Origin of the sequence: Bradyrhizobium sp. IC4060, assembly GCF_020193715.1 — a bacterium.
Taxonomy (GTDB): domain Bacteria; phylum Pseudomonadota; class Alphaproteobacteria; order Rhizobiales; family Xanthobacteraceae; genus Bradyrhizobium; species Bradyrhizobium yuanmingense.
The window spans coordinates 277,873-304,098 of sequence record NZ_JADYVJ010000002.1 but is presented as its reverse complement, the minus strand read 5'-3'; the positions used below and the strand labels follow the sequence as shown (position 1 = coordinate 304,098).

The following is a 26,226-nucleotide window of genomic DNA, read 5'->3' as shown; positions in this document are numbered from 1 at the left end:
CCGGGCACAAGCCGAAACGAAGCGCCCGGACCACAAAACCAACACCGGCCTTCGTTGGAGACCTATCGCAATGTAAACGTTGCCACGACCGGACGGTGATCAGAGTACCCTTGCGTGTCACGTTCGCAGTAGGCCGCAGTGGTGAATAATATCTCTGCAGTCTCCGATTCTACCGGAATGTTTCGGGTTCGATAGACCTGATCAAGCATTGAATTGAACTGCGGATCGCACTGAGTCTTGGTTGGGTTTGACGGTTTCAACCAAGTGAGTCCGCCATCATCGATCAACTTCCGAAACGCCGGTGTAGTTATCTGCGCTTCGACAGCATCAGGTTCGATCGGAATATTCGTGTCGCCCAAGAGAATAACGGGCACATCTTGCTTCTTGATCCAGTTTGCAAGAAGGCTAGCCTGGTGCGTGCGCTGGTCCGCGCCTTCCCCGCAGCATTTGAGGTGAACGGTGCCAACATAGAACTCCTGCCTCGAAGGGATATGTTGAAGTCGGAGAAACAGTGCGCCACGGAGCCTCCAGTCTGTACGTCCATACTTGCTGCCGTCCTCGCGGGAGCGGATGGCATGAAACTCAACAGTCTCAAGTTGGCGAAAAATATCCGTACGGTAGAGGATCCCAAGATGATCTGATTGTCGGTCGGTATTTACACCACTTTCGCTAATGATGTACCGCCATTGTTCAGGCCGCATGCCCCGCGCAGCATCACGGTAAAGACCGATGGCCTCCGTGCTTTCGACTTCTTGCAGAACCCAGATGTCGACATTTGTGACTTGCCCGATCGTCTCAGCGACTCTTCCAGGCTGAGTATCATCATCAGATTCGGTATTGAAGGTCGCAATACGGATGTCCGCCGCGTGATCAGTGGAGACGAAAAGAGCGGTGAGCAGTATGACAGCGCATCTCATAGGCAGACTCCGCATTTTCCAATCTCGATGCAACCTAGTTTCTGAACTCCGGCTCAATCCCCAGTACCGTGTTGTGGCGTTGGTGCCGCCCTTGAACTGTAACCTCGCCCATTCGTTCGGCGTCCCCAAGAGCTCGTCGTCGTTGAGACGCCTGCGAAGGGATAGGCATAATTACGACCGCTCGTGCTCCAGCCTACTGGACGCGAAATAACCGGGCCGGCTAGAGAATGAGCTCGCCGAATTTGCACGAAAACGCATTCTTGAGGGTTTGCCCCAGGCCTGCACTGCCGACAACCGAATTGCTGCGCCCTGGCTTGGCGAAGTCAGGTTTTCGGCTTTAGCCTCAGCGTGCCCGTCATCATGAAGAAGTGCTCGGTGCACCAGAAATTGACATCATTTGTGAAGGTACTCAGCACCTCGAGCTTCATCGAACCGGTGAAGTTCTGGCCAAAATTGGATTTTCCACCACATTCGGTCTCGCGCAGCACGGCATTCGGTTTTTTTGTTCTATCTTCGCCGCAGGCCAAGACAGGCTCGGTCGTCTGGTTATCGTTCACGTCCGCGAGCTGCTTGATAGTAATGAGGCCGTGCGGAACGCCGACGCCGATCTGGACGTCAATGATATCGCCGACCTGCAGATTGTCGACGACAAGCGGCGTGCCGTCCGTTTTCGACTCCTTGCCGCTGGAGGCCCACGTGAATTGCGGAGTCGTCGTGACAATCCGGGTCTCCGCTAAAACCTGCGTGCTCACGCTCGCCATCGCAGAGGCGAAGATCAATGAACCAACCGAGTTTCGCATGTCATCCCCCATGCTTGAAATCACCTTTGTACCGCAAGCGCTGTCGGCTCCCACACTTCGATCGGTGCCATCAAGCCGCTATCCTCGTGCTTGAGGATATGGCAGTGGAATACAAACCGACCGATCTGCTGTTTGGCGACGAAGCTCATCATCACGAACACCGCATTGAGGGGTGGCACCGGGATGGTGTCGTGCCAACGACGCGTCGCGCCAGGATCGAGGTCTTGCGGGCTATCGTCATAGAGTTCGTAGTTTGGTCCCGCGCATGGATTGTCGCCGCAGGTGTGCGGCGATGCAGGCGGAAGGATGCTGTATTCATCCTGCAATTCCTGCCGTGTTGCGAGACGGAATTTCATCTGGTGAATGTGAAAATTGTGCAGCGTCGACGTTCCATTGACGAGCACCCACAGCTGCTTGTGGTTGTCCAGGGTTGCGCCACGATTAACCTTGATGCAGACGCGCTTCTTTTCCTTGTTGTCCCAGTCGACCAGGCCGTTCGGGAGCAGATATTCTTCAAATGGTATCGGCGTGCCATCCTTCTTGGCTACGCTGAGGTTTGCGGGATCGACGGCCGTGTACAACGACTGATCCTTCGGACCTGTGCCGTCCCGTCTAACGATTTCGGTCAACACGCCCCAATCAAATTTCCTCCCGTCGGAGGTCGTACTTTGCCCAACGAATGTGACGCGGCGGAATTCACGATCGGCGCGATTCAAGTCGCGAACACAGCCCGGCGGAAGTGATTCGCCCTCTTGGACATGGGCTGGCGCAGGCAATCCAATGCGCTCTCGCGCCTGCGCAACATTGAGGGCGACCACGGTTTTACTGGCGTCCGCGTTTGGCTGCAGCACGATCCTTGCGAGCTGGATTTCGGGCCACTCCTCCGGTCCTACCCTATGCTTTTTAGTGCGGAGAACAAGAGTTCTCACCGTGTCGTGCGGCCGCTCATCGTTGCGGACATAAATCTCGGCCCGGGCAGCGGGCATCAACAGAAGATCGTTGTTGTTAAGCGCTTGCACAGGCTTGACTGCGTGGTCGGGCTGCGCCGGCAATGCCGGCACTACGCCGTCGAGACTAAGCAACGTCAGTGGGAAGACGGTGCCATCGGCCTCATCGGTCATCTCCAACCAATAGGGAACGTTGGCACTGAGATTGCCGAGCCTCAGCAGCAGATTGCGGCCACCCGCCACCGTAATCGTGGGAAACCGCTGTCCGTTCAGCGTGAACAGCAGTGTAGGTCCTGGATTGCGCTGGCAGAAGCCGGTGCGCAATTTCACATCGTCATCCAGACCCGAGCCATCTGCCTTAAGCACGCCGCAGGGCGTGTTCCGCGGGAATGTTAGCGACGCGAAATTCGGGTCCAGCGTAGCCGCATCGCCATCCGCCTGATCGGGACGTTTAGTGACTTGAAGTGCGATGTCGCGCAATAGTGCATAGCGGACATTGGTCCGTGCTTTCAAGTCCCGCGTATCTCTGTCGACGTCGTTGAGGCATTTGTTAGGATCATTCGGATCCTTCACGCAGGCCGCCTTGACGTTTGCATCGGCTTCGCCGACGGAGAGAAGACCACTCATTCCGCCTGCCACTTGCCCGGCCGAGATCCCGTGCATATGCGAATGATACCAGTTCAGCCCGAGTGGATGCGCGATATCGCCCTTCCCTTCGAGCACACGGGCATCGAGCTCCATCTCGCCCGGAATCGGCACCCTGTAGTCAAAACTGTTTGGATTGCCGTTGGCGTCGCGGCCTGACTGAAGCAGAACGTAGACGTTGTCGCCGTCGCCCTTCTCCGCTTCTTTTGGCCGTGCATTATTGGGCGTAACGATGCCACCGTGGAAGTAGTGGAGGTTGGTGGGATTACCAGCCATTGCGGCATGCATACTGCTGTGATGTGCCCCCGTATCGCCGGGCTTCGGCGTCAGCATATTGACGAGATGCGCTAACACGGTGTCGCCAGGCATCGCTTCGACGATCGGGGCAAGATAATTGCCGTTGTAATTCTCGGTGACGACCTTGTACCCGCCGATGGAAATCGTCGCACTCGCCGCCGTCAGGTTGAGCTTGATTTCGTTTTTGCCGCCACCACTCGGCTTGACTTCGCAAACCTCCTTCAGTTGTCCCGTCCTCGCCGCAGAGCAGACTGGAGGCTGAAGCAGCTCAACGTCGGCTGCAATCGCCGGGGAAAGAAGCATCGCGCCGGCGCCCAAAGCCGATACGGCCAGCATGCGCATCGCCACGCCCCGAACTCCCCTTTGAATTTCAATTATCCGCTGAGTCCGCCGGGCACCGTCCCCATGCGCGACCCATTCAAATGCATATTCGAACGCAACGGCCTGCATCGAATATTCCCTAGCGGGCTGTCACACCGATAAATAGATAATCTTCGCCAATGATTGTGAAAATCTATACATCTTTTCGTTGTGCATGACAATACGTTCTCGTCACCAGGAGGTCAACGCAAATGTCACCTGCGCATCGCTCGCAGGAGTTATGGTCTGTGCTCTTTCTCCAACTAAACACGCCGGTAGTCGATCGCGCCCCTTGTCGGATGTGGTCTAGCGCGCGGCCGCAGGGTTGTGCGGCCGAAAGACGCACGTCCGCACGCGATGCAACGCAGGATAGAACCTTGCTGAGAAGGCTCAATTCACTCTAAGATTGCAATCAATTTGATGCATGTAATTCTTTTTATCGTGTGCACTAGAGGCCGCAAGACGGACTTCACACTGCGCGCTTGGGAGTGCCGTCTAGCCAGATTTCAGATTGTATATTTTGGGGAGGCCTCAAATGAAGTCAAACAGCAACGCGACACGGTCGCTTTCGTTGGTACTCGCGGGATTATTCGGTGCGTTCCTTGCGGCATCTCCAACACTCGCACGGGCTCAGGCGGTCGATTTCAAGCTCAATAGCCCCGGCTTCCGCCTGAATGCACCGGAGGTCGGCGCGTTCGGTCTGCAGATCAAGAAACAACTCGAAGGCAGGCAGCTCAGGGCACAGCCGCAGCCCGCCATCGCGCCGATCATCGACGTTCGCAAGTCAATTTTCGTCACCGACGAAAACATAATGGAGAAGCTGACATTCGCCGAGGTGATGGACCAATTGGCCAAGCAGGGCGGTGACCCCAAGACAGACAAGCTCGCCCTGTTCCAGCAGTGGTGGGACACCCAAGCTGCGGCGCCAGGCAAGGTAACGGGGCCACATTGCGAGCCTTCGCTGAACGGCTTTCCGTTCATTTGCCCACGTTTGGAAGCAAACGAAGCCAATAGCGATCCCTTCACCAATCCCAACGGAGAGCAGGGGTACAGCGCAATCGCCTACAGCAACCGCCCCGACCTTGCTGATCCCGCGAATCCGGTTGACTGTGGCGAGGCGCGCGTCGTGTTCGCTCGTAACTCGGGCAAGAGCTCCGCCACCAACCGTAATCTCATCATCTTCGAGGCGCGGTTGCCCAATCCAAAGCCGAACCTTGGTATGGACGGCTGCTTCGAAATCCAGCAATTCTGGCGGGAATTGTCCAACATTAATCAAGACGAGCGCGGCACCCGCCTCAAAGACTTTTATTTGAATGGAATTCCATCCAAGGGAATTGCGCCTGTCATCCATGTCGATCATTACGCAGCCGGCACCGGACAGATCAGGACCAATCAGTTCATGAATCCGAATGGTCCCTTCATCTGGACGCTCCGCGAATTCAAGCTTCAACAGCTGCAGCCGGGACTTCGCGTCGTGCCCGTGACTGTCAAGACAAATCCCGATCCAAGCCTATTCTCTGGCAACGCGCCGATCGACCTACAGGCCGCCTTTCTCGCCCGGCTAGCGGAACAGTTCGACAACCTGAGAGGGAACGGCGTCGAGAGCTCTGCGGCGGCATTTGGCCTACGTCTCCCTGAAGCTTCGGACGACCAGTTCAATCCGTTTGAAGGCAACGAGGGGCAGGACGTTGTCGGCAGCGTCACCAAGGCTTTTAACTCTTCAAGCCTGATCGGGAGCTTTATCACCGCCAAGCTAAGCGAATTGAAGAGACCCGGCTCGCCGGGTACGGCACTGACGACCGCCGATATCGTTCAGCGTATCCAAACGCAGACCTGTGCCGGATGCCACCACTTCAGCAATGGACAACCGTTGGGTGGCGGTGCCGGAAACTGGCCGAGCTCTCTTGGCCCCCCGGGTTTGGCCTTCGTCCATCAGAGCGAAATGCCCGGCGACATGGACGACAGCCCAGAAGCGAAGGGGGGCAAGCGGTTCGGCATTTCCGAGGCGCTGAAGTCCAACGGCTTTCTGCCGCTGCGATGCGTAGCGATGTCGCGCATCCTCAATATCAATGAGGCGCCCTGCGGATTCCTCCCGTAGGAGCACGGCGTGGTTGTCACCTCGTACACAAGGCAAACGCGAGTGGCCTCTGCATAGCATCCGTAGAACGGAAAATCATCGAGGTTGACCGAGTTCAATACGATAAGACCGACGCTTAACGCTTGGAATCTCGGCGCCTGCCACTCATGAAACGGGCCATTTCGCGTATCGGAAACGGCCGAAAGTACAGCGTCCCCATTTGTTCGTATAACCAATTCACCCGGAGGGTGATCAAATTTCAGGCGGAACGAATGAGATCACTATCATTCCTTCGATTGAGCGGGTTTGGGCGTCGGATCGCGAAATCTGAAAAAGCTAATTGGGAGCTCCCGACGGGTCTCGCGAGCACCTCTTGCTCCTCTCAAAGCGGGCAAACAACTGTGCGGATTAGATCTCGACAAAAGCACGCCAAGCGGCTGTGGGAACACTTGAAACCGAACCTTGTCCCTCGCTCATTGTAGACTCGAATTGGCTATAACACCTACTTTGAAAATGTCGAGTACGCACCACTGTCTTTGCTGATCTGATTTAGCTTTAGTGCCTCGTTGATGATTAAGAGTTGCTCTTTACGGATGGGCTCGGGGAGCGCTGCCGCGGCGGTCCCTGCCTGCTTTTCTTCAAGCTTACTGCGCACTTCCGGAGACCCAGAGATCGCATACCCACGAGTGGATTGGATGGCCAAGTCACGACTGAGACCCCGAACATCATCATCGTCCAGTCCCCTGGACCCGGCAGCCGGGTTTTTCGCGGATGTCAACCGCTGCTCCCAAAACGCGGCTTGGGAGGCGTCCCTAAGGATAGCGATATCTTTCTCCGAGAGACCGTAGCGATTGGCGATGGTTCCCATCGCCAAGGGTGCCGCGAGACGCGCAGCAACGTCAGCTTCGCTATTTTCGGGCGAGACATTCGCATCGATGATCTTAGTCAAGAGCGGGATGGTTTCTTTGTTTCCGATCGCGCCAAGCAGCACGATGATATTATTTCGATAGGCAGAAAAGTGAGGGTCAAGCAGCATTCCCTCGACTTTCTTGAGATCCCCTTCATACCGCCTCAGAACCTCAAGTGGAGGATTATGAAGAAAGGTCTGCTTGACGAAATCCTCTACCGGCACGCGCGATGTATCGAGGGAATTGGATTTAAGACCGGTCACCTGCGCCATTTGGCGCGTTGCCTCGGCCGGCATAGGCGTAGCCGCCGCCAGCGGTGCTGCTCCGGCCGCTGGCACAGCGCTGGCATAAACCGTGCATTCGTTGTCATTGATAGAGCGATTGGTCGGACTTAATCCGGGAGCCATGACAGAGAGATTATCCTGCATATTGTGCTGCAATCCGCGGGTGTGACCTAATTCGTGTAGCCAAGTAATAGGTTCGACATCGCGGTTGAAGTTTTCAGCCAAGCCAAGAACGCGACGAACCACGACAAGGCCTTGACCAGGCACCGGGGCGCAACCGAGAGCCCCTGGCACAAGTCCTCCACACCATATAATTCGTTCAACAACCTTCACGCAGGCATCGGCGGTGAACTTTGCGAAATCGCTTTCGAGCGACAGCGACCTCGGAAGGACCGTTTCGTCGTACGGCGCGACATTGCCCTGCCGCGACAGCCGGACCCCTTGGCATTGCAACCTTGCTGCGCCCGCATCGTTTAGTATTGCGGAGGCGCGCGCCAATATATCGTCCACGTCGGCGTCGGTGAGCGGGACTTTGTTGAAACTGCGCACGCAGAGCGGATGATTGATGCCCTGTGCATCCGCTATTCGAATACTGAAGAGGATCATCGTCGCAAGGCCGGCAACCGCGAGGCGTCCGACGATACCAGCGAGTGTATATCGCATTCCGCTACCCTCGATTTGAACGAAGCCGACCGGCCGCGATACGCTCCTTCCAGGGCGCCGCTTCAACATTTTGCGCCTCAAGCGACACCGCGTCAATCGTTCCACTTTCGGTTGCGATGCCTCTGCGGTAATATATCGCTGTCAATCGGCATTGGATCAACTTGGGATTAGGGGAGGGTTTAATGGCGGTCTCGCGCCGAACTTTTCTTTCAAGCTCATTGTTATCGATGGCGGGCACACTTCCCTTGGGTTTGGCCGACACCTTGCTGGCTCAAGCAGCGGTCCCAGTGAAGCGACGCGACGTAAACGGTACGGACGGGGCCTCTACCTCAGCGGTTAAGGCTTACCGTCGTGGCGTGCAGGTGATGAAGGCAAGGTCGCCTCACGATCCAACGAGTTGGACCTTCCAGGCCAATATCCACGCCTATCCGGGCAGCAAGGGAGTTATGAACAGCGATCCCGAAAAGGAGTTTCGCGACACTTTCCCGAATACGATCCCAGGAATCACGCCGGCGGAAAGAGCCAGGCGGCTTCAGTTGGCCCGACGGGTCTGGGATACCTGTCCACACGGCCCGACGAGCTTCCTCCCATGGCATCGCGTCTATCTATACTTTTTCGAGAGAATAGTCGCGTCGGCGGCGGGGGAGGCTACGTTGGGACTCCCCTATTGGAATTGGACGCGCGACAGGTCTTTGCCCAAATCCTTTTGGGAAAGCATCGACGGAAGCCAGGACAACAACGCACTGTTCTGGAGCAACCGCAATCAAGGGATTAACGGCGGCGCCGATGGATCACCGCCAACACGAGAGCTTACTCGATCCAATGTGAGGATCGAAATGCTGTCCGATCCGATCTTAGACGAGAGATTGCAAGGTGGAGACACGGTTGGATTTGGACGGAGGGTGGAGCAAAGGCCGCACGGCCCGGTGCATACGGCCATCGGCGACGATACCGGAATGGGTTTTTTCGAAGCTGCGGCCCGCGACCCGATCTTTTGGCTGCACCACGCTAATATCGATCGACTTTGGGAAAGCTGGTCCAAGATTACCGGACACGCAAATCCGGCCGACGGCAACTGGCGCGCCGGCACACATTCGTTTGTCGGTCCGGATGGGCAGCTTACGACGCTTACGACTGAACAGGTGCTTATTGCCGCTCAAATTTTGCAGCATGGCTATGAGTATGACCACGAGGAAACCCTGGTGATGGCCGCAGGCCCAGCCCCCACCCCGGAGTCCGCCGTGCAAACAGCTGCAGACGAGGCGCCGATCCCGCGCTCAGTTCCCCAACCCGGCGCGCCGGCTGCAGCGGCTCCGTCTCAACCTCCGATCGCGAAAGCAGACACCGTTGCGCTTTCAAATCAACTCAAGGAAGTGACTTTGGCGCCCTCGGGGCCAGCTGCAGCGCTGCCAGCGGGGCCGAATGAGCGATGGATACTGGTACTGAAAGATCTATCAGTGGCGCAAAGCCCTGCTGATAGTTTTGCTGTCTATCTTAATTTGCCGGATGGCCAAAGGACTCATCCGGACGTGTCCGAACCCGCGCAGTATTTTGTCGGTGAACTCGACTTTTTCTATGCTCCGCGCAAGGCAAGCTTGTCTTCTCGACAGCACGCGGGGCATGCTGTCGAGCCGCCGCGCTGGGAGCGGGATGTCACCGCCATTCTGCGTCGACAGAATTGGGCTGGAGGCCCTGTCAAGGTGACGATCGTGCCAACGGCCGGCAGCGTTGATCCGAAATCAGAGCCGATCGTCGGATCAATCGAACTGATACGACGACCGGGTGGATGAGAGCAGGCGCGCCCCTGTCTAGATTTACGCAGCCTCGGTGACGAACAGGGTTATCGCAACAAGGTACCCGGCAAGAGTCGAACTGGCGATTGTTGTTGCAGCAGCCTGTTTAAGTTGGGATCCTGAAGCGCAGGGTTCTGCGCCGGTGAAGGAGGGCGTGTTCCCACTGATGGCCGCGCGGGACTTGGTGGGGGCGCGGCTACCCCTGGCGCAGGAGCTCCAGCAGGTGCTCCTGGCTGTTCCGCCGCAGGCTTTGTTTCAACGACCCTGACCGGGCCGACAACACGCACCGCTAGAGGTGGCGGAGGCGGACTCGGTTCAGACATAGTAACCACAAGGTGATGCACTCCCTCGCGAGAATAGCCAAATCCCGCATCGACCGTGTTGACTACGCTAAAGACAAACCCGAACCGAGAACCAGCGCTGGCGGTAACGGCAACGTCAACGGTGTAGCTTAAACCACCGTGGTTTTGAGGTTCTATCTGATCCAGCGTGGCGGCAATCCAACCTGCCAATCCAAGGCGAGATTGCGACGGGTCAGGTCCTTGGCAGTCCTTTCCGAACTTCTCGATTGCCTTGGGGACTGACGTCGCAAAATCCACGTGCCCGTTGTTGGTGAACTTTCCGCTGATTGCGGCACTCGGCATAATCGTCGGAAGCGTGGGATGCGCAATGGGAACGGTTGCCTTTCCGTCCGCCCCAATCGTATCTACGATAGTTAGGTCGAGTCCAGTCTTCACGAGCCAAGTCGAGAGTTTGAAACGACTGTATCGAGGATCGGTTGCGACCGCAGCGATTTCACACTCGATGCTATTCTTGAAGAAATCGATCGTTGCGCCGCCATTTTTCCTATCGATCGGCAGCAAGGTGCATCCGGACAAATACAGCCCGGAGACAAAAATCAAACAAAGTCGCATGTATCGCCCCCCAAAATGAAAACAATGGATCAACAACTTTAGAATGTAAAGCGTTGACCTAGCCATTGGCCTCGACACGTGAATCTGAAATGAAACGCATATGCATACTTGCTGGCCGGATTGCTAGAGCGGGCGGGCTCCAGTGGTTCGCGCTTGATAGAGCTTCTCGGCCAATGGCCCCTAAGCCGCGCGCGCCAAGGCGCGCGGCACAATTCTCACACATGCGGAGCCGGGCCGCACGTGCTGTCCGATTCTCTGCCGTTGTCTACTCCGCCAGCGCATTAGCCAGCTGCCGTTTGGGCAATGCACAAGACCCGCAGCAGCCAGCCCGTATCGGCCAACACCCGCTCGGCGGCTTCCGCCATCGCAAGCTTCTTCAAATCGGCCAACTGCGCCTCAGCCTGCTCAGACGCGTCCTTACGAAACGTCTCGACGATCGCTACGTTGGCCACGTGCCCAAGATAGTTGGCAGCTGTGGGCTGCATGCCCGGCCATGTTCAACGAGACTCAGAGGCCTCGACGTGCTCCATAGTACGGGGTCACGCATCACCCGTTCGGGTGATGCCGTCGATCGTATGGGTCGCACAATGCGCCAGGAGCTGCAGCATCAGCTACTCCTGCGAGAACCCCGGCAACGTTTCCCAAATGTTTTGTGCGTCCATGGAAGCGACAAGGTCGGCGGCGGTGCAGACCAGCCCCAGCAGACTCTCGTCGATCCTCGCCGCTTAAGGTGACATGTGATGCGCGATGAGCGGGGCGGTCGGCATCTTAGATCAGATCGACCTCGAGACTAGTCCGAAAAATGGAAGCGCCGCCATGTAGAGACCGAAATATCCCGTGCAGAGATCGAACAGCGTCCGGCATCGCCGCTGCAGCCCGCCTGATACAAAAGCCCGAAAATTCTCAAACAGTAGTGGCTTGGCGTACGAAATCGAGGCCCCTTTTTTGTGGGGAGCGCGACTGCTTTTCCCCACACCGTACTGACCTGCGTTACCTTTTTCAATCATTCACATGGCGCAAGGCGAATAGTTGCTTGCAAACCGGGCTTCTCATTGTGCCGCGTACTGCGTCTTTCTTCGCGATCGAAACCGCGCTGTAGTGCCAGCAGAACGTCGAGGGCTGAACGCCATCAAATGCGCCCAAACCCTCCCGTGCCTTGCGGGTGGGCTCACCTTGCTTCTGATTTGACGCAGGTAAGCAACGATTGAGTTTGTCCGCGTCTGCTACCTCGTCAGCTCTTGCGTGACGCCGTTGCCCGCCTATTCCAGATCGCGGAGACGCCATCAAGGATTGCAAGGACCGCTATTAGCGCGATTGCCGCGGGCAGCCTGATGTCAATTCCGGCAACTTTCACTGAATTCTGACGTAAGTTTGCGAAGAAGTAGTCCTTTAGAAATTGGCCCTTGTTCAAATCAGATGCCGGCGTGAAAGCCACGGAGCCATCGACTATCAAATTTGTCTGTTCAAATGCCATTTTGAGAGCAGCAGCATACCGATCGCTAATCGGCGCCGACGTCCGCAAAGTCACGGCATCAATACTGCTCGTTAAGTAGATATATAGGCGTGCCTCGTCCGGTCCCGCCATCTCAAGCGCCAAGACATTGCCCGAGTCCTTGTTGATTAAATTGCGGTCTATTTCTGCATTACCAGAGAGGGCTGGTATAGTTATCGCGCGACCGGGTGACACGATGATCGTTCCTGTGTAAACGGGCTGTGACGCTAGGAGAGCCTTCATTCGCGGATCGAAGAAGGTGCGGACAAGGTTGTTCAAGTTAGACGACACAGCTTCGTTCTTGATCGCGAAGATGTAGTAGGCATGGTCCTTCACGCGTAGCATGTCGAAGAACGTCACATTTCTAATTGTCTCTAGACCTGAAACCATCTCCTTCAAGCTCTTCGGTTTCGCAAGATTGAAGAGGGCGCAATTCGCCACAGGGTCCATGAGAGGGAAGTACTCATGAAACAATGATTTTGGTGCCCGTTTTCCAAAATAACTTTTCTCTGGCGTAATCTCTTCATTCCTTATCTGTATAAGGCATGGGTCAGTCGCCGCTTTCAAAAAGGAATAGTTGGCCCGGTCAATTGTGATCCCCTTCTTCGCATTGGGGTAGTCACGGCTGGAAATCAGAAGACGATCGCCATTGTTCGCATCTAGAATGTAATCAAGGCGAATGAAACGGCTTAAGCCTAAGAGACGAAGCTTTTCTTCTTGCTTAAGGCCGCGACCAGGGTAAAGGCCCGACAGCTTGTCCTCAAGTGCCACCCTAAACAGGTCGTCAAAACTATAGTGATAAACGGCATTTGCTTGGGTATTGGAGAAGATCAATTCATCTTGAAACAGGAGATCCGTCGTCCTCCTCACATCAAGATACATGAGCATTATAAAAACGACTATTCCAACAGCCGAAACGCCGTAAATCCCGCGAAGAAACTTCTGCATCGCAGCCCCTGACTTAATCCACGCCGCATGCATGGAGTTGATATACTTTTACGGTAACGCTTTCTGACCTAGGCAATGACGCCGACAGCCCGCAGCCGAAGCTCTCCTCTCTTTTGGCGTAGCGGACGTTGAGACCCCGCCGTTGTAGATCGGAGCATCCCCTTCTGGGGCGACGGCGCAACCCCTCCGCCTGATACCCTCAGGCTCGTCGCGGCATACCATCCTGCAGTCGCAAGAAGACCCGCAACTTGGGTTCTCTAGCAGATCCAAGTCGAAGACGGCGCTTGATGCAAGCTTCGCGGAAGCTCTGGGTGCGGACCGGACCCTGTCCCATTGGGCGGTTCAGGATCTTCGGAGATCAGCGTCCAAGGTGATGGCCGAGACCGGCTCTGCCGTGTTGCCACACATCGTGCGCAGCGATCCTGAACCACGTCAGCGGCCATGGTACTGAACGCTGGCCAGACGTCGCAGGCCTGCCAGCGTAAAGGCCGGGACGTGCTAGCATTGTCATAGCGGTAGATGGAGTGTCGCATCTTGGTTTCTCCCACGAGGCGCCGGGCCACTCCTAGCAAGGAGTAGCCCCACGAGTGGTGTTCGATTCAAGAGCTGGGCTCGCCCTCGACCCCAGCATTGTGTTCATTAGTGAAGTGGGATGAATCCTGACATTCGGCGACCATCTCACCGAGAGAGACCTGCTCACGCCGCATTCGCCACCGAAACTACCCTCCCTGCAGCGATCGGGCAAACACCAAGAGACCTGGGCCAAGCAAGCTAGTTATGGCATCAAGGTAGAGGATTGCGGCCGAATTCGCGTACCAATCGTATCATGGACGCGGTATGCGACATCGCGCATCTCGTCGACAAAAGCCTGCCCCATGGCACTGTCCGTGAGAGCAGGCAGCGGACGGTGCCTCTCGCGGTCCTCTCGCATAGAGCATTAGACTGCCGAAGGCAGGTGAGAACTGCGAAGTCAAACCCCAGAATCATATTTCATAACAATATCAAAAGCTTGAAGGTCCAATAGAGCACACCTCTCTCCGATATTTGGGAGCGCCGTCCGCCTCTGCGGCGTCAGCGCGGATTGCTGCTAGCTGCCCTTGCAGCCCACTGTTCACGCCAAAGATGTTTATGCACACCATTTAGTTGCTTTTCTTCAATTGCAGCCAATTAAACTTGGAAGTCTAATTTCGCTGCGGTCGGCATCGATTCGACTTGCGGGTCTTTTCCCCTTTCGTCGCGTTTCCCGCCTGTTCGTTTTTTGATTGCCGACAGACCATATGACTGGCGCTACGATACGCCGGAAATCACCGAACTAAGTCTTCGCACGTGCCGCGTACCTGACTGCACTGATATCTACTCTCTTGCCCCGCGCGGCTACCGAGTGGGATTCTATTTTCCAACAACGCAGAGCGGCATTGTTGGCAGCAGCGATAAGCAACCGTCACGGACGCGATCGTCTTGAGACGACCCGCATCGCAGTCGGCGGAGACGCAACCGGCCTCTCTTTCCTATTGGCGATCCGGAGTCGAGGCGCTACACAGGCTCGTGCTTTACGAAGCGACCAATGAACTCCTCAACAGAGGGGAGCACGCTTCACATCGATTGGTGCATCCGAATTAAAATAGGTGGCCTCTTCTGGGATAATGAATGTCTTCACCAGTTTACCCGTCATGAAGCCTCGCTCGTTGAGCCACGAAGTCGCGGCCTTCCCGCCCAACGGGCCGGATGTACCATCGCCCTGCAGAAACAGCATGAACATCAGCCGCACAACTTCTGCTTCGACGGGATCAGATGGCGGGGCGCTTCTTCGTTTTGGCACCATCTGCTCGGCGGCGACAACGGATTGGCCATACGGCGCCCTCGATACTCCAAACGGCGACTCTCAGTATAAGTCTTCAGGCTTTTACGCTGTCGTTCGGGAGCGACGGGTGAAAATGACCTGAGAAGCTCGCCGCACTGCGCGCAGAACACGGATACTTCTCATTCCTCAAGCGATCGCAGAAGTTCGTTCTTAAACGACACGCCGTTCGACGGCTCTGTTAAAGCTAGGAACCAGTTTCCAGTCTTCGCATCTTTTCCTATCGTGAATTTGCCCAGGGAACGTCGACTTTGAATTAGCTTTTCGGCTTTGGCCTCTTGGCTCGAACTCAGGCTAACCCGAGGGCATCGGCAATAGCACGACCCATCTTGGTCAAATCCGAATTCACACGGTTCTGAACATACCGCGAGACAGAAGTCGCGTGACGCTGCTGGCAGGGAAGACAAAAAAATGATGCCGGGACAGTAACCGCCAAGCCCAATCTGGTATGCATTGACACCTCCAACACTAGGACCGTTGCAGGAAGATGTGACGGGAGACAACGATATCATCAGATCAGGCATTTAAAATCGAAAAATCGCCGCCTTTCAACTGGCGTTTGTGCCAAAAAGAAAAACTTCCAAACGCTTCGAAGAAACCCTCACCGTCCACCAAGAGCGCTCTGCTCAAAGCGCAGCCGGCTTCAAATACTCAGCGCGCCAGAACCTCAACGCTCTGTGCGATCTTGCCAAAAATCTCTATCTCGAAGATGATGTGGCGCCCAGAGTGCACCTCCGCCGGCTCTAAAAAAGCTAGCCTGCGCCGCTACCTGTGTGCCAAGAAATGTAGAGCGCAAAGCAAACCAAAATTAGCCGAGAGCCAACGAGCAAGGGCCGGGAAGTCAGATTCCGTTTATTCTCTTCGAATTAAGGGAACTTCCAATGCCAGAAAGCTTATCGGGCACTGACTTTTTCAGCCGCAAACCGGTTTTTACCGTCGTCGCATTTGTCAAGAAAGTTAGAGGAGATACTCCTCTTCTGAAGATCCTTCCCTACGTTCGAGGACGTGGCGGTCAACACCGATATTCTTTCGAGGTTACTCCTGATAGCGTGCGTTCAATTAATCCAATCCGTCACGTGCTCGTTGACGGATCGACTTTTCTCACCCTCTATTCCGTCGAATTTCACGATACCCTGAACGAAACCGCGAAAGAAATCATTTCTCAGTTTTATGCCGCGTTGGCCCAATTGAGTCTTGGGGCAAGGTATACATTGTCGCGGCGCCCACGGAGATACAGGCCGTTGATACAACGCGCGCGCCTCTTGAGCTGCGAACAGTGCGATACTTGCGAGCAATGCGATACTTGCGAACAATGCGATACTTGCGAACAATGCGACACGTGCGAGCAATGCGATACGTGCGAACAATGCGACACTTGCGAGCAATGCGATACGTGCGAACAATGTGATACCTGTGAACAGTGCGATACGTGTGAACAGTGCGATACCTGTGAACAGTGCGACACGTGCCAACAATGCGATACGTGCCAACAATGCGATCAATGCAGAGATTTTTGTCGTTGATCTCACTTTTCCAGCAATTGGAATTCCGGTTATTCGTGCGCTCATGACAAACGTGCAGCCTAATTTTGATTTGATAGGGCTTGGGCCGTTTCATTTTCGTGCGCGAGTATCCCCGCATCTCCCATTTTACCGCGAGGCGATCAGTCGCGCCGAGAAAGGCGAGCTTTCCACACCAGAACTCGTTAGTCGTGTGGTGACTTCCGCTTTCTCCATCGATCAACACCAATACGATTTACTGCTCGACGCAGGCAGCAGTGTAAAGGGCCCGCCCTTGAATGTGGTACTTGAACGCCGCCGCAGCAGGCGCGATTTTTGTGGCAGTTTGTCACTCGCCTCCCTGTCAAAGCTGTTGGTGGAGGGCTTGGGGTTGCCGCGTTTCCTGCGTGGAAGGCCTTATGCTTTTGAAGTCCGGTCCTATCCGTCCGGCGGCGCACTCTTCCCAATAGACGTGGTAGTAGAGGCGCGAAATGTAGCCGAGCTACCCGCGGGCTCCTATTTCTATGATCCTCGTCGAACGAGGCTAATCCAACTCGCTGACCACGTTTGGTCTGTAGGTCAAAGCCCGTTCTTCAAGGCCGCGGCCGTAATGTGGATGATCTATTCGCGGAGTGTGAACGCACAAAAATACGCGGAGAATGCGAAGCGACTGGCATTGATTGAGGCAGGACACATTGGTCAGAATCTACTTTTAGTAGCTGAGTCACTGGACCTAAGGGCCTGCCCCTTTCTTGGTCAGATAGACGCCCCAGTTGTGGACTTCTTCGAAAGTGACGCCGAGGCTGTGTATGCTATTGGGGTAGGGTAACGCTACGCATCGCGCATAGGTGCTTTAGAGCGATATTCGCACCACCTCCGCATTGTCCGGACACGTCCCCGCGGTTTCGATCGAGACGATTTTGCTAATTAACACGTACTTATCACGGGTCGCGCTTCTGCATGCGGCCGGAAGATCTACGGCCCAATTTCCAAAAAGCTGGTCTCCAGATTTCCGTAGGATTTCAGCGCGTGAGTACACCTCGGCGTCCTTTGCGGGGGTGCCAACTGAAATGGACTCGCTTGGTATGGTGTTGAGGAAATGTTCCTTGTCGAGCATATTAGCCTCCCTGCTCTGCGGTAACATTAAGCTGAAGCCTCTAGTCTGGGACGAGCGCGCACATCAGTCAACCAAAGGTCGCCGTTTGAGATGATGTAACCACGGCGGCGTTCGCAATTTTTGGCTGGCCGCGTCAATCTCTCCGAGAGCATCGCGAACAAGGGTTTTAGAGTAAGGCTGGGCTGGAAAGGCCGAGCCTGAACGGCACGACTACCTCGATCTGGTCGCCACTGGCCCGATGACCCGGAACGCCAACTTAGCTTTCCGCGGGGGCCGAACTTACCTTGTCACGAAAGTCGGCGTGTTGTTCGATGGCTTAGATCTGAGAAATTCATTTGGCACCGCGGCGCGTAGAAAGCCTGCGAAAGGTCGAAGGCGCAAGGGGCAGAAGGGTGCGAACGATTGCAGAGAAGACCCGCACGTTACTCCTGCCCTTTGCTGCATTTTGCTTCTATTTCTTGCCCTGCCCCCCAAGGCGAAATCAATCGCCGAACGTTCTCAGGAGGATAGGAAAGATGCGTTATCTCCACACCACGTTGCGCGTATGGCTCCAGATGAACTGATCGCAAATCGCCAACTGATAAGCTTTTGTTAGAAACCTTATCGGTGCAATAACAGGTCCGTTGCGACCATTTATTGGTCACCCACAATCTGACGTCACGGTAGTTTCTGCCTGACCTAACATAGAAATCACTCCGCTGCTTCTACGGCCTGGCTCTTAAGCTCTGCGAACTTCGCTGCCATCGTGGGATTACCCCGCGTCAGCTTCTTGATGGTCACGTCCTGCGCCTTGTCGTTGGCCAGGCGCAGGTTGCGGTCCGCGCCAATCAACGCATCCTTGGTCTTCTGAAGGTGATCGATAGACTTGTCGATCTCGGCAATCGCCGTCTGGTAGTGCCTTGAGGCCAGATCGTAGTTCTTCGAGAACGCGGTCTTGAATGTATCGAGCTGGTTTTCAAATTGGGTGATGTCAATATTCTGCGCCTTCACAAGGGCTAGCTCGGTCTTGTACTCTAGCGAGTTGATGGCCGCGTTCCGCAAGAGCGTAATCATTGGCAGGAAGAACTGCGGGCGGATGACGTACATTTTCGGATAGCGGTGGAAGACATCGACGATGCCGGTATTGTAAAGTTCGTTATCTGGCTCAAGCAATGAGACCAGGATGGCATACTCGCAGCCCTTCTCGTTCCGGTCTCGATCAAGCTCCTTGAGGAAATCCTCGTTCTTGCTCTTCGTCGCGGTTCGATCGCTCTCGTTTTTCATCTCGAACATGATCGAGGTGATCTCGGTGCCGGCCTCGTCCGCGTCGCGGAAGATGTAATCACCCTTACTGCCGGTCCTCGCGTCGTTGTCCTTCTCGAAATACGCGCGCGGGAAGGCCATCGAGCGGACGCGGTTGAATTCGGTCTCGCAATGCTGTTCAAGGGTCTCGCCGACCATCTTGGTCGACAGTCGCGCCTTCATATCCTTAAGGCGCTCGATCGCATCATCGCGATCCTTGATCTGGGTTTCATACTTGTCCTTGAGAGATTGCTCGGAGAGCTGCTTTTCAAGCTGAACCTGCTTAATCCCGTTCTTCAGCTCATCGCGCTCCTTCTCGATGACGCTAACCGCTTCGGTCACGGCCAGCTTCTTCTCAAGCTCGACGGCCTCAAGCTTCGCTTTCAGCTCCTGGATTTCCTTTTCCTTGGCAGCCCTGATTTTGTGCTGCTCGCTGGCAAGGAGCGCGTCAGCAAGCTCCGAAGCCGCCTTCTTTTCGCGCTCGGACTCGGCCAGCGCGCTCGCGAGCCGGTCCCGCTCCTTTTCGACGGCGCTAAGAGCTTCGCTAACCGCGAGCTTCTGGGCAACGCCGCTCCCCTCGAGCGTGGCCTTCAACTCCTGGATTTGGGCATCCTTGGCGGCAGCGGTCTTCTGCAGATCGCTGGTGAGCTGGGCCTTGGCCAGCTCCACCGCGTTCTGCTTGTCGCGTTCGGCCAATTCCAACCGCTCGTGGAGTTGTTGTGCGAAATCGGCGTCACGGACCTGCTTCAGGATCTCGGCATAGCTGGACTCATCGACTTTGAAGGCCTTGGCGCAGTGAGGGCAGATGATCTCGTTCATTGTGCCCGCCCGACTCTTGGCAGCTGCTGTTGGTTCAAATGGCATGGGCCAAAGAATTAGCCTATATAAGAACAAAATTAGAACGAGCGAAGTGAAGGGTCAAGCTGGGCGCACTGGTTTTGCGCATTTTTCGCCTAGAATCCCCGGTTTCTCAATAACGGTCCGCAGCCGGCGGAGCTACTGCCTTGCCCGCACGCTCTGCGAGCCTCTCTGAAACGCGCCGCGGCTCGCCATATGCCGTGGCCAAGCGGTCGTTGGATAACAACAACCGTATGCCTATCCGGCAGAGCTGAAGTGTGCATCTCTGCCGTCGGGGTCGAACGTCACGCGGCCAATTGTACAGATCCCGGATTACAAGGCGGCCACGCAGGGCCGGAGATGACCGTACGAGCGCCCAAGTCCCGCAAATGACATGAGATGACCTCGTGCCGATGCAAGCCCATTGCGAGTCGGAGGAATTCCGCGATCACGAGGGCCGCGGCAACCGCGCCGACGAACGGTGCGCCGATGCTGCGCCCTGCAAGGCGTACAGTGCCACACGGGTCGCCGCGCTCCACGAGCAGCTGGCGATAGGCTGGCTGCGAGATTTCCGTCTCGCTTGCCGCTGTGTTATGCCAGATAATCCGTGCAGGGCGAGCGGCAGGAAAGGTGTGCAAGTCGATGCCGAGAAAATCCTGCGGCCCCTTGCCCAAGCCAGCCTCGATGACGCGCTCGAATCCCACATCCTCGATGGCCTGACGAGCCAGGGCGTTGTCGACGCCGATCAGCGCGACGGACGGCTCCTGGGCGCTCACGCGGAAGTCGTTCGTAAAGCGTCGCTCGAGGAGCACCGTGCGGAATCCTCTGGCCTCCGCCCACCCTGCCATCATGCGGGACTTGTGCTGGCCGACCAAGCCAGGTGTCGTGAGCAGTGACGTGCTGATGTTAGAGGTCGCTAGCTTGTCGAAGTCGTGCAGCACGAGGTCGAGCGCGTCGCGGCGATACGGCAAGAGTCCGAGAGTCCACAGATAGGCTTGACCAAGATTACCGAGGCCCACAAGCCATGCCGAGGACGGCAGGTGCGTGAGCGTCGGCCCGTCTTCGCCGCAGAGCCAACCTTGTTCCGGTCGCCAGAGACTGAGGCCCACCGCGCGGCGGCACGCCATCGCGTGGCCACGCAGGCGCTGGAAAACTTCTGAGACGGCGAGTGCACCCGCAAGAACGCCGGCGGTGGTGACCTCGTTGGCGCCGTCCGGCGCGATGTTTTGGGTGGCGGGCACAACCCCGCCGTTCCACCCGCGCACCACCGCGCGGATGGCAAGACGGTCGATGCCGTTGATGTCCACCGTGCCGAAGGCCACCGTTGGCACGCCCGCCTGCGGCTTGTCGCCTGCCTCGGCCCCGAGCGCTGTCAACGCCTCGATCAAGGTTTGAAACGGCGGCAGCGTGACGCGGAGCGGCACGTCCGCACCGACCACCCTCACGCCGCCGAGCAGGGTCCGCGCCGCGCAATTTACCGCCGTGAGCACGGCGGCCTGAAGGCTTGCGCTGTCGGCGACCTCCGGGCCCAGGACGAACTGCGCGCGGTATCCGGCGAAGATGCGCATGGCGTCGTCGATGGACGCCGCCTCGCCGGTATCGAGCGCGATCTTGGCGGTGCGATGCAATTCGTCAGCAATCTGTTCAAGGCTCGTCATGGCCTGTCTCCGATCTTCAATACGCGCGCCACATAGCGGCCTCCGTGCGATCGCCAGCGATGGTCCCCTAGATATTCGTAGAGACCGACCGACCAGCGGCGCACGGGCTGCCGGGCCATGAGCGGCAGGATAAGTGCGAGGTGGCCGGCACGCGCGATCATGGGGTTGTCGCGATCGGACAGGCTTTGCCAAGCACCGCCGGGATGAACGTGCGCGTCGGCGACCACCACGAGCGACATCTCGGCGCAGCGGTCCCAGAGCTTGCCAAAGGCGTCGGCGTGCAACACGCATACACCCGAGGCGAAGGCGCGCGGATCGAGCTCATCGTAGTAGACGATGGCGGTCGCTTCGCGGTCGGTCCCCCTCCGTGTGCCGAGAAGGAAGGCGCCAGACTCGTGGCGCCCTTCAGTACGCCGGTGCAGTTCTGCGCCGAGGCCGCGCCATAGGTCGTGGCCGATGCGGAGCGTCGGATCAGGCAGCACGGCGACCTCCATAATCACCCGAGTTCAGGAGATCGTGTACCACGCGCAGATAATGCACGATGCCGACCGATGGATTCCAAATGAGGCTTGGGTGCTGTTGATACCAGTTGGCATGTCCGTCGATCGAGATGCGGTCACAGGGAAGGTAGAGGCAAGCGCCATTCTGCCAGCCGGGGTTGAAGACCAGCGACACGCGGTTCTGCCCGGTGGGCCACTTGTTCGCCGCCAGCGGGCCATCGACGTCGATGTCCCACGGGCGCGCGGTCGGCGGCGTGCGCGGATAGTCCCGAAGTTCGAAGCGGAGGCCGTATTCTACGCCATCGCGGGCACGCACGGCGAAGACCGCGTGCGGCCACGCCATCGAGACAAGGCGCCACCGCCTCGCCGCCGCTCCGCTGCGATAGCGGCCGGCGGCGAGGTGGGCTTGGAACACCGCTTCTTCCGGTGTTTTGGGGGCGTTCACGTTTAGCCCTCCACCCGTTGGCAGGGCACGAGATCGAACGCGACCGCGCAGGTGTGGCCGTGCGTGAGCGTGCCGACATGCACGTCGCGATCGGGTCGGGTCGTCGTGCCCTGCAGCTGGAGCACATGCTCGGCCGCATCACGCGGAGACAGATGGAACGCCCTGAGCGCTGCCCAGCGCTTGATGCGCTCGACCGTGGCGCTCGGCGTGAAGCGGCGCTTCTCGGTCTCACCGTTGAAACGGACCGACACATCCACGTGGCGGCAGTGCGAGGCGTGGATGCGCAGCGGCCCCGCCGCGTCATCGTCTGGCGCGAGCGGCAACAGCTCCTCGATCACGGCGTGGCCATCGATGGCGCCGTCGATGTCTTCGAGGAACAGGAACCGGCCTTCCTTGTTACCGGGCAGGTCGATTTCGGACACGATCTTGGCGAGTGTGTCGTCGGGCTTAGCCTCCAGCACCGCAATGTCGGCGAGGCCGTGGCTCTGAAGCAGGACGTCGATGGTCTTCATTTCGTAACCCTTTCGGTAGGCGGGCTCCGTGATTGGAAACGCGCGCTCTACAGGGTTAGTCGCAGGCCGTCTGGAAAACCGGAATCGCTAGGCGCGGTTCGGCACGCTCGCACAGATGAAGTAGTGCGGGCAGCGCGGGCAATTTTCGCCCTTGTCCTTCGGCTGGGCCGGGTAGTAGCCCTTGGCGATCTGGTCGAGCGCATTCTCCACGTCTGCAAGGCGTGCCTTCATGACGCCGTCCAGCACGACCGGCACCGGCGCGTTGGTCGTGAGATACTGAACTTCGAAGGTAGCGCTGGCACCCATGGTGTCGCGGACAGCCTGGAGCATCAGCGCGTGCAGGTGGCGCTGGTCGGGCCGCGAGGGTTCGCGTCCCGTGCGAATGCGGCGTACGATGAGCTTCCCGCCACGGCGCTCGATCTCGTCGACCGGCAGATTGATCGTGCGGCCGCCGCGCGTATACGGCATGACACTCCCGAACGTGATCCCGTCGCGCTGGCGTCCCCGCGCATTATCGAGGATGCGCGTCGCCGACGCCTTGAACAGCGGCTCCAGCGGATCATCGGTCGGACCGATATCGTTCCAGGCGGCCTCCAGCTCGTCGGCAAGGGCTTGGGCTTCGACTGAGCCGACCTGCGTGCGAAGCCAGTCGAGCACACGATAGACGGCGCGATGAAACTGCACATAGGCCGTGTCGTCGCGCCCACCGGCGAGACCCAGGACGAGCTGGTAGAGATAGCGCCGGGGACAGTCGATATAAAGTTCAATGTCGCGGCCGTCGTGCTCCGGCATGTCGCGTGCGAGATCGGGACGGTGACTATCCGGCACGGCCGGTGGCAACTTCTGAACCCATGTCGGATCGGCACTCGGGGCGCGCGGCAGGAAGGACGCAACCTGTACGAACGGGGTTGCGGGATGCGACCGTTGCTTTTCGGTATAGCGCTCGGCCCGGGACAGCGACAGGTGATCGCGGGCGCGCGAGAGCGCGACATAGAACAGGCATTCCTCCTCCTCTTCGTGATCGGCGAGAGGCGAGGTAGGAAGAAGCCCTTCCGGGGCGGGGCAGCGATCCCCCTGCCGCTTCAAGGGGAACATGCCCGACCCCAGCATCGGCAGATGCACAACCTTGAACTCAAGGCCTTTGCTGGCATGAACGGTCATGAGACGGACCGCGTCGATCCCATCGATCGCAGAGGGCGGCTCGCGCAGGGCGCGCTCGTCGCCAAACACCTCGAGCCGCCTTATCCACTGCAGCATCGCGCGCTTCGGATCACCGGCGTCGCTGTTGTTCTCAATAGCGAACTGAAGGAGCTGATGGATGGCAAGGCGGCGCTGCTGATCGGCCGGCGTATTGCCGCCCAGATAGTCGCGCAGGAGCGTACCTCGACTGAAGAGCACCTGGCACAGAAAGGCGCCGGGACCCGTGCGGAAATCGATGCCGTCGAGGTCGCCGGCAAGACGGCCTAGACTCACCTTCCCCTCCGGTGACAAGCCGGAAACGCTTGCGAGATCGGCCAGCGCTTCGGCAGGCCGCTTTTTCGCCTCGCGGGCGTAACCGAGAAAGGCTTGCACGTCGGCGAGCGACGTGCGGTAGGCCGGCAGGTCCGCGACGCGCAGCAAGCCGCCGCGATGGGGTTCGGCCACAAAAGAGAGCAGCGACAACAGATCGCACACCTCAGGACGCTCAAACAAGTCGCCGAGGTACAGCACTGGCACCCCGGCCGCCTCCAGCCCAAGCGCGACACGCTCGAGGTTACTGTGAACGCGACAGAGTACCGCTTGTTCGCGGTAGGCGATGTTATTGGCACGGTGCTTTTTGATGGCGTCGGCGATACCACGGATTTCTGCATCCCGGTCCAGGGCAACATTGCAGTCGAGGGCATCGCGTCCCGGCCCGCGATGTGACGTGAGCTTGACGGCCTTCTTACCGCCAACGTGCATTTGCCCAGCGTATCCGCCGAAGGTATCGACGATCTGCTGGCGCGAGCGGTAGTTAACCTTAAGCGGCTTGCGCTGTCCCTTTGGATAGTCCTTTTCGAAGTCCAGCGCATTCTGCGGCGCAGCGCCCCGAAAGCGGTAGATAGATTGGCGTGCATCGCCCACGACCCAGAGGCGCTCGCCCTCACCTGCCAGCGCTTTGACAAGCAGGGCGCTCGCGCGGTTGACATCCTGGTATTCGTCGACAAGGAGATGCTGATACTGTCCGCGTAATTCATCGCGCACCTCGGGGTGCGCGCGCAACAGCTCAACCGGCTGATTGATCAGGTCGGCAAAGTCAACCCAACCCGCCTTCCGCATCTTCTCGTCGTAGTGCTTGAAGACGCGGGCTACCTCTCGCGCCTTTGCGACCTTGAGCTGTGCGGCTTCGTCGTCAGGCGCGGCCTTCGCTGCCATGCGCTGAACGGCTCTGGCGTAATCTTCGGGCGACTTAACCTCATCTTTCGCGCGGCTAATGGCACCGAGAACAAAGCGCAGGTCGGACAGGGGCTCATGGAGGCGCAAGTAATGGTCAAGCCCGAGCGCCAGGAGATCCTCTTCCAAGAAGGCGAGGATATCCGCTTGATCGAGGAGCCGGACCGGCTGCGCGATCCCAATTCGTTCGCCGTATTTGCGGAGTAATTCGAGACCGAACGCGTGGAACGTGCCCGCCCAGATTTCGGCGGCGGCGTCTGGCATCGTCAAAGCCACGCGCTCGCGGATTTCGTGGGCCGCCTTATTCGAAAAGGTCAGCGCAAGAATGGACGCGGGTGGATGTTTCTTCCCGATAAGAAACTCTAAGCGCGCAATCAGCGTGCGCGTTTTGCCGGTGCCGGGGCCGGCTTCCACCAAGAGCGGCGAACCCTCATGATGCGCGGCTTCGCGCTGAGAGTCATCAAGGCCTGGGTGTTCCGTTGCTAAAGTCTCCCCGACGACCGCCTTCGGCATTTGCGGAAGCAGAAGTGAAGCAGCGAGTTGCTGATGCACAAGCCCGAGAGGGAGTGTGAGATCACCTGCAATTTTCGGCGCGACATGGCCCTCTTCTATGAAGAGCCGACGGGCTTCGTGGTCCGGCAACAGGAACTCGCGTGCAAAGACATTCGCAAAGCGCTCACGCAGCTCGTCGGGACTGTAGGCCTCAACGCGCTTGAGACCCAGCGGCGTGCCCTCTTCCGGAGCCCCCGGGTCCGAGCCACGCGGCACGATAGCGGGATCGGTCGGCGTCTCGATCCAGAAATGACCAAACTCGTGCGCCTCGACATAGACCGCGGTGTCCGCCGATAGGTCGTTCGCTATGTAGATCGCTTTCGACCCACGATGCAGCGCGCCGTCGCCTCCACCGAGCAGCGGATGGTCGGATGGAAGCTTCTGCACTTTAAGACCGGTCTCCAAGCGCGCTGCCGCGAGCAGCTCCGGAGCGCTGTTGCTAGTCGCCTTAGCGCGAACCAGATCATACTTTTCGCGGGCGAGCGCCCGGACCGTGCCGAAGCTATCCAT

At 57.7% G+C, this 26,226-nt stretch carries 16 protein-coding genes; 3 read left to right on the top strand and 13 right to left on the bottom strand.

The annotated features are described in order from the left end of the window. Nucleotides 1-62 precede the first annotated feature (62 nt). The 3 genes from I6F16_RS08280 to I6F16_RS08270 all read right to left on the bottom strand — a co-directional run bounded on the left by I6F16_RS08280 (nucleotide 63) and on the right by I6F16_RS08270 (nucleotide 4,056). Entirely contained in the window at nucleotides 63-917 is an 855-nt protein-coding gene (locus I6F16_RS08280) for an endonuclease/exonuclease/phosphatase family protein (protein WP_225173571.1), read from the bottom strand. A gap of 323 nt (nucleotides 918-1,240) precedes the next feature. Next, nucleotides 1,241-1,729: a hypothetical protein gene (locus tag I6F16_RS08275; RefSeq protein WP_225173570.1), complete on the bottom strand. Its 489-nt coding sequence runs from the start codon at nucleotides 1,727-1,729 to the stop codon at nucleotides 1,241-1,243. 8 nt (nucleotides 1,730-1,737) lie between these two features. Continuing rightward, a complete protein-coding gene (locus tag I6F16_RS08270; RefSeq protein WP_225173569.1) occupies nucleotides 1,738-4,056 on the bottom strand; it encodes a multicopper oxidase domain-containing protein in 2,319 nt (772 codons plus the stop codon). Between the two features lie 445 nt (nucleotides 4,057-4,501). On the opposite strand from I6F16_RS08270, the gene I6F16_RS08265 reads away from it, so the two are divergent. Further along, nucleotides 4,502-6,064, top strand: a complete 1,563-nt coding sequence (locus I6F16_RS08265; protein WP_225173568.1) for a hypothetical protein — start codon at nucleotides 4,502-4,504, stop codon at nucleotides 6,062-6,064. A gap of 481 nt (nucleotides 6,065-6,545) precedes the next feature. Here I6F16_RS08265 and I6F16_RS08260 read toward each other — a convergent pair whose 3' ends face one another. After that, nucleotides 6,546-7,898, bottom strand: a complete 1,353-nt coding sequence (locus I6F16_RS08260; protein ID WP_225173567.1) for a hypothetical protein — start codon at nucleotides 7,896-7,898, stop codon at nucleotides 6,546-6,548. A 182-nt stretch (nucleotides 7,899-8,080) separates the two neighbouring features. On the opposite strand from I6F16_RS08260, the gene I6F16_RS08255 reads away from it, so the two are divergent. Beyond that, on the top strand, nucleotides 8,081-9,688 hold the full coding sequence (locus I6F16_RS08255) for a tyrosinase family protein (protein ID WP_225173566.1): 1,608 nt from the start codon (nucleotides 8,081-8,083) through the stop codon (nucleotides 9,686-9,688). Nucleotides 9,689-10,886: 1,198 nt separating this feature from the next. Here I6F16_RS08255 and I6F16_RS08250 read toward each other — a convergent pair. From I6F16_RS08250 to I6F16_RS08240, 3 genes are all read right to left on the bottom strand, one after another. Then, nucleotides 10,887-11,090, bottom strand: a complete 204-nt coding sequence (locus I6F16_RS08250; protein ID WP_225173565.1) for a hypothetical protein — start codon at nucleotides 11,088-11,090, stop codon at nucleotides 10,887-10,889. A 746-nt stretch (nucleotides 11,091-11,836) separates the two neighbouring features. Further along, nucleotides 11,837-13,045: a hypothetical protein gene (locus I6F16_RS08245; RefSeq protein WP_225173564.1), complete on the bottom strand. Its 1,209-nt coding sequence runs from the start codon at nucleotides 13,043-13,045 to the stop codon at nucleotides 11,837-11,839. Between the two features lie 1,573 nt (nucleotides 13,046-14,618). Next, nucleotides 14,619-14,804, bottom strand: a complete 186-nt coding sequence (locus I6F16_RS08240) for a hypothetical protein (protein ID WP_225173563.1) — start codon at nucleotides 14,802-14,804, stop codon at nucleotides 14,619-14,621. 1,548 nt (nucleotides 14,805-16,352) lie between these two features. On the opposite strand from I6F16_RS08240, the gene I6F16_RS08235 reads away from it, so the two are divergent. Continuing rightward, the gene (locus I6F16_RS08235) at nucleotides 16,353-17,231 is read left to right on the top strand and encodes a SagB/ThcOx family dehydrogenase (protein ID WP_225173562.1); all 879 of its coding nucleotides are present in this window, start codon (nucleotides 16,353-16,355) and stop codon (nucleotides 17,229-17,231) included. Nucleotides 17,232-18,209: 978 nt separating this feature from the next. Here the strand turns inward: I6F16_RS08235 and I6F16_RS08230 are convergent. From I6F16_RS08230 to I6F16_RS08205, 6 genes are all read right to left on the bottom strand, one after another. Continuing rightward, nucleotides 18,210-19,619 (bottom strand): DUF2130 domain-containing protein, encoded by a 1,410-nt coding sequence (locus I6F16_RS08230; RefSeq protein WP_225173561.1) that lies wholly within the window; start codon nucleotides 19,617-19,619, stop codon nucleotides 18,210-18,212. Nucleotides 19,620-19,942: 323 nt separating this feature from the next. Then, nucleotides 19,943-21,295 (bottom strand): hypothetical protein, encoded by a 1,353-nt coding sequence (locus I6F16_RS08225; RefSeq protein WP_225173560.1) that lies wholly within the window; start codon nucleotides 21,293-21,295, stop codon nucleotides 19,943-19,945. After that, nucleotides 21,292-21,777, bottom strand: a complete 486-nt coding sequence (locus I6F16_RS08220) for a hypothetical protein (RefSeq protein WP_225173559.1) — start codon at nucleotides 21,775-21,777, stop codon at nucleotides 21,292-21,294. The genes I6F16_RS08225 and I6F16_RS08220 overlap by 4 nt, the downstream gene beginning before the upstream one ends. Continuing rightward, the gene (locus tag I6F16_RS08215) at nucleotides 21,767-22,240 is read right to left on the bottom strand and encodes a hypothetical protein (RefSeq protein ID WP_225173558.1); all 474 of its coding nucleotides are present in this window, start codon (nucleotides 22,238-22,240) and stop codon (nucleotides 21,767-21,769) included. Before I6F16_RS08215 ends, I6F16_RS08220 begins: the two co-directional genes overlap by 11 nt. Nucleotides 22,241-22,242: 2 nt before the next feature. Continuing rightward, nucleotides 22,243-22,752, bottom strand: a complete 510-nt coding sequence (locus I6F16_RS08210) for a hypothetical protein (protein ID WP_225173557.1) — start codon at nucleotides 22,750-22,752, stop codon at nucleotides 22,243-22,245. Between the two features lie 87 nt (nucleotides 22,753-22,839). Beyond that, nucleotides 22,840-26,226 (bottom strand): ATP-dependent helicase, encoded by a 3,387-nt coding sequence (locus I6F16_RS08205; RefSeq protein WP_225173556.1) that lies wholly within the window; start codon nucleotides 26,224-26,226, stop codon nucleotides 22,840-22,842.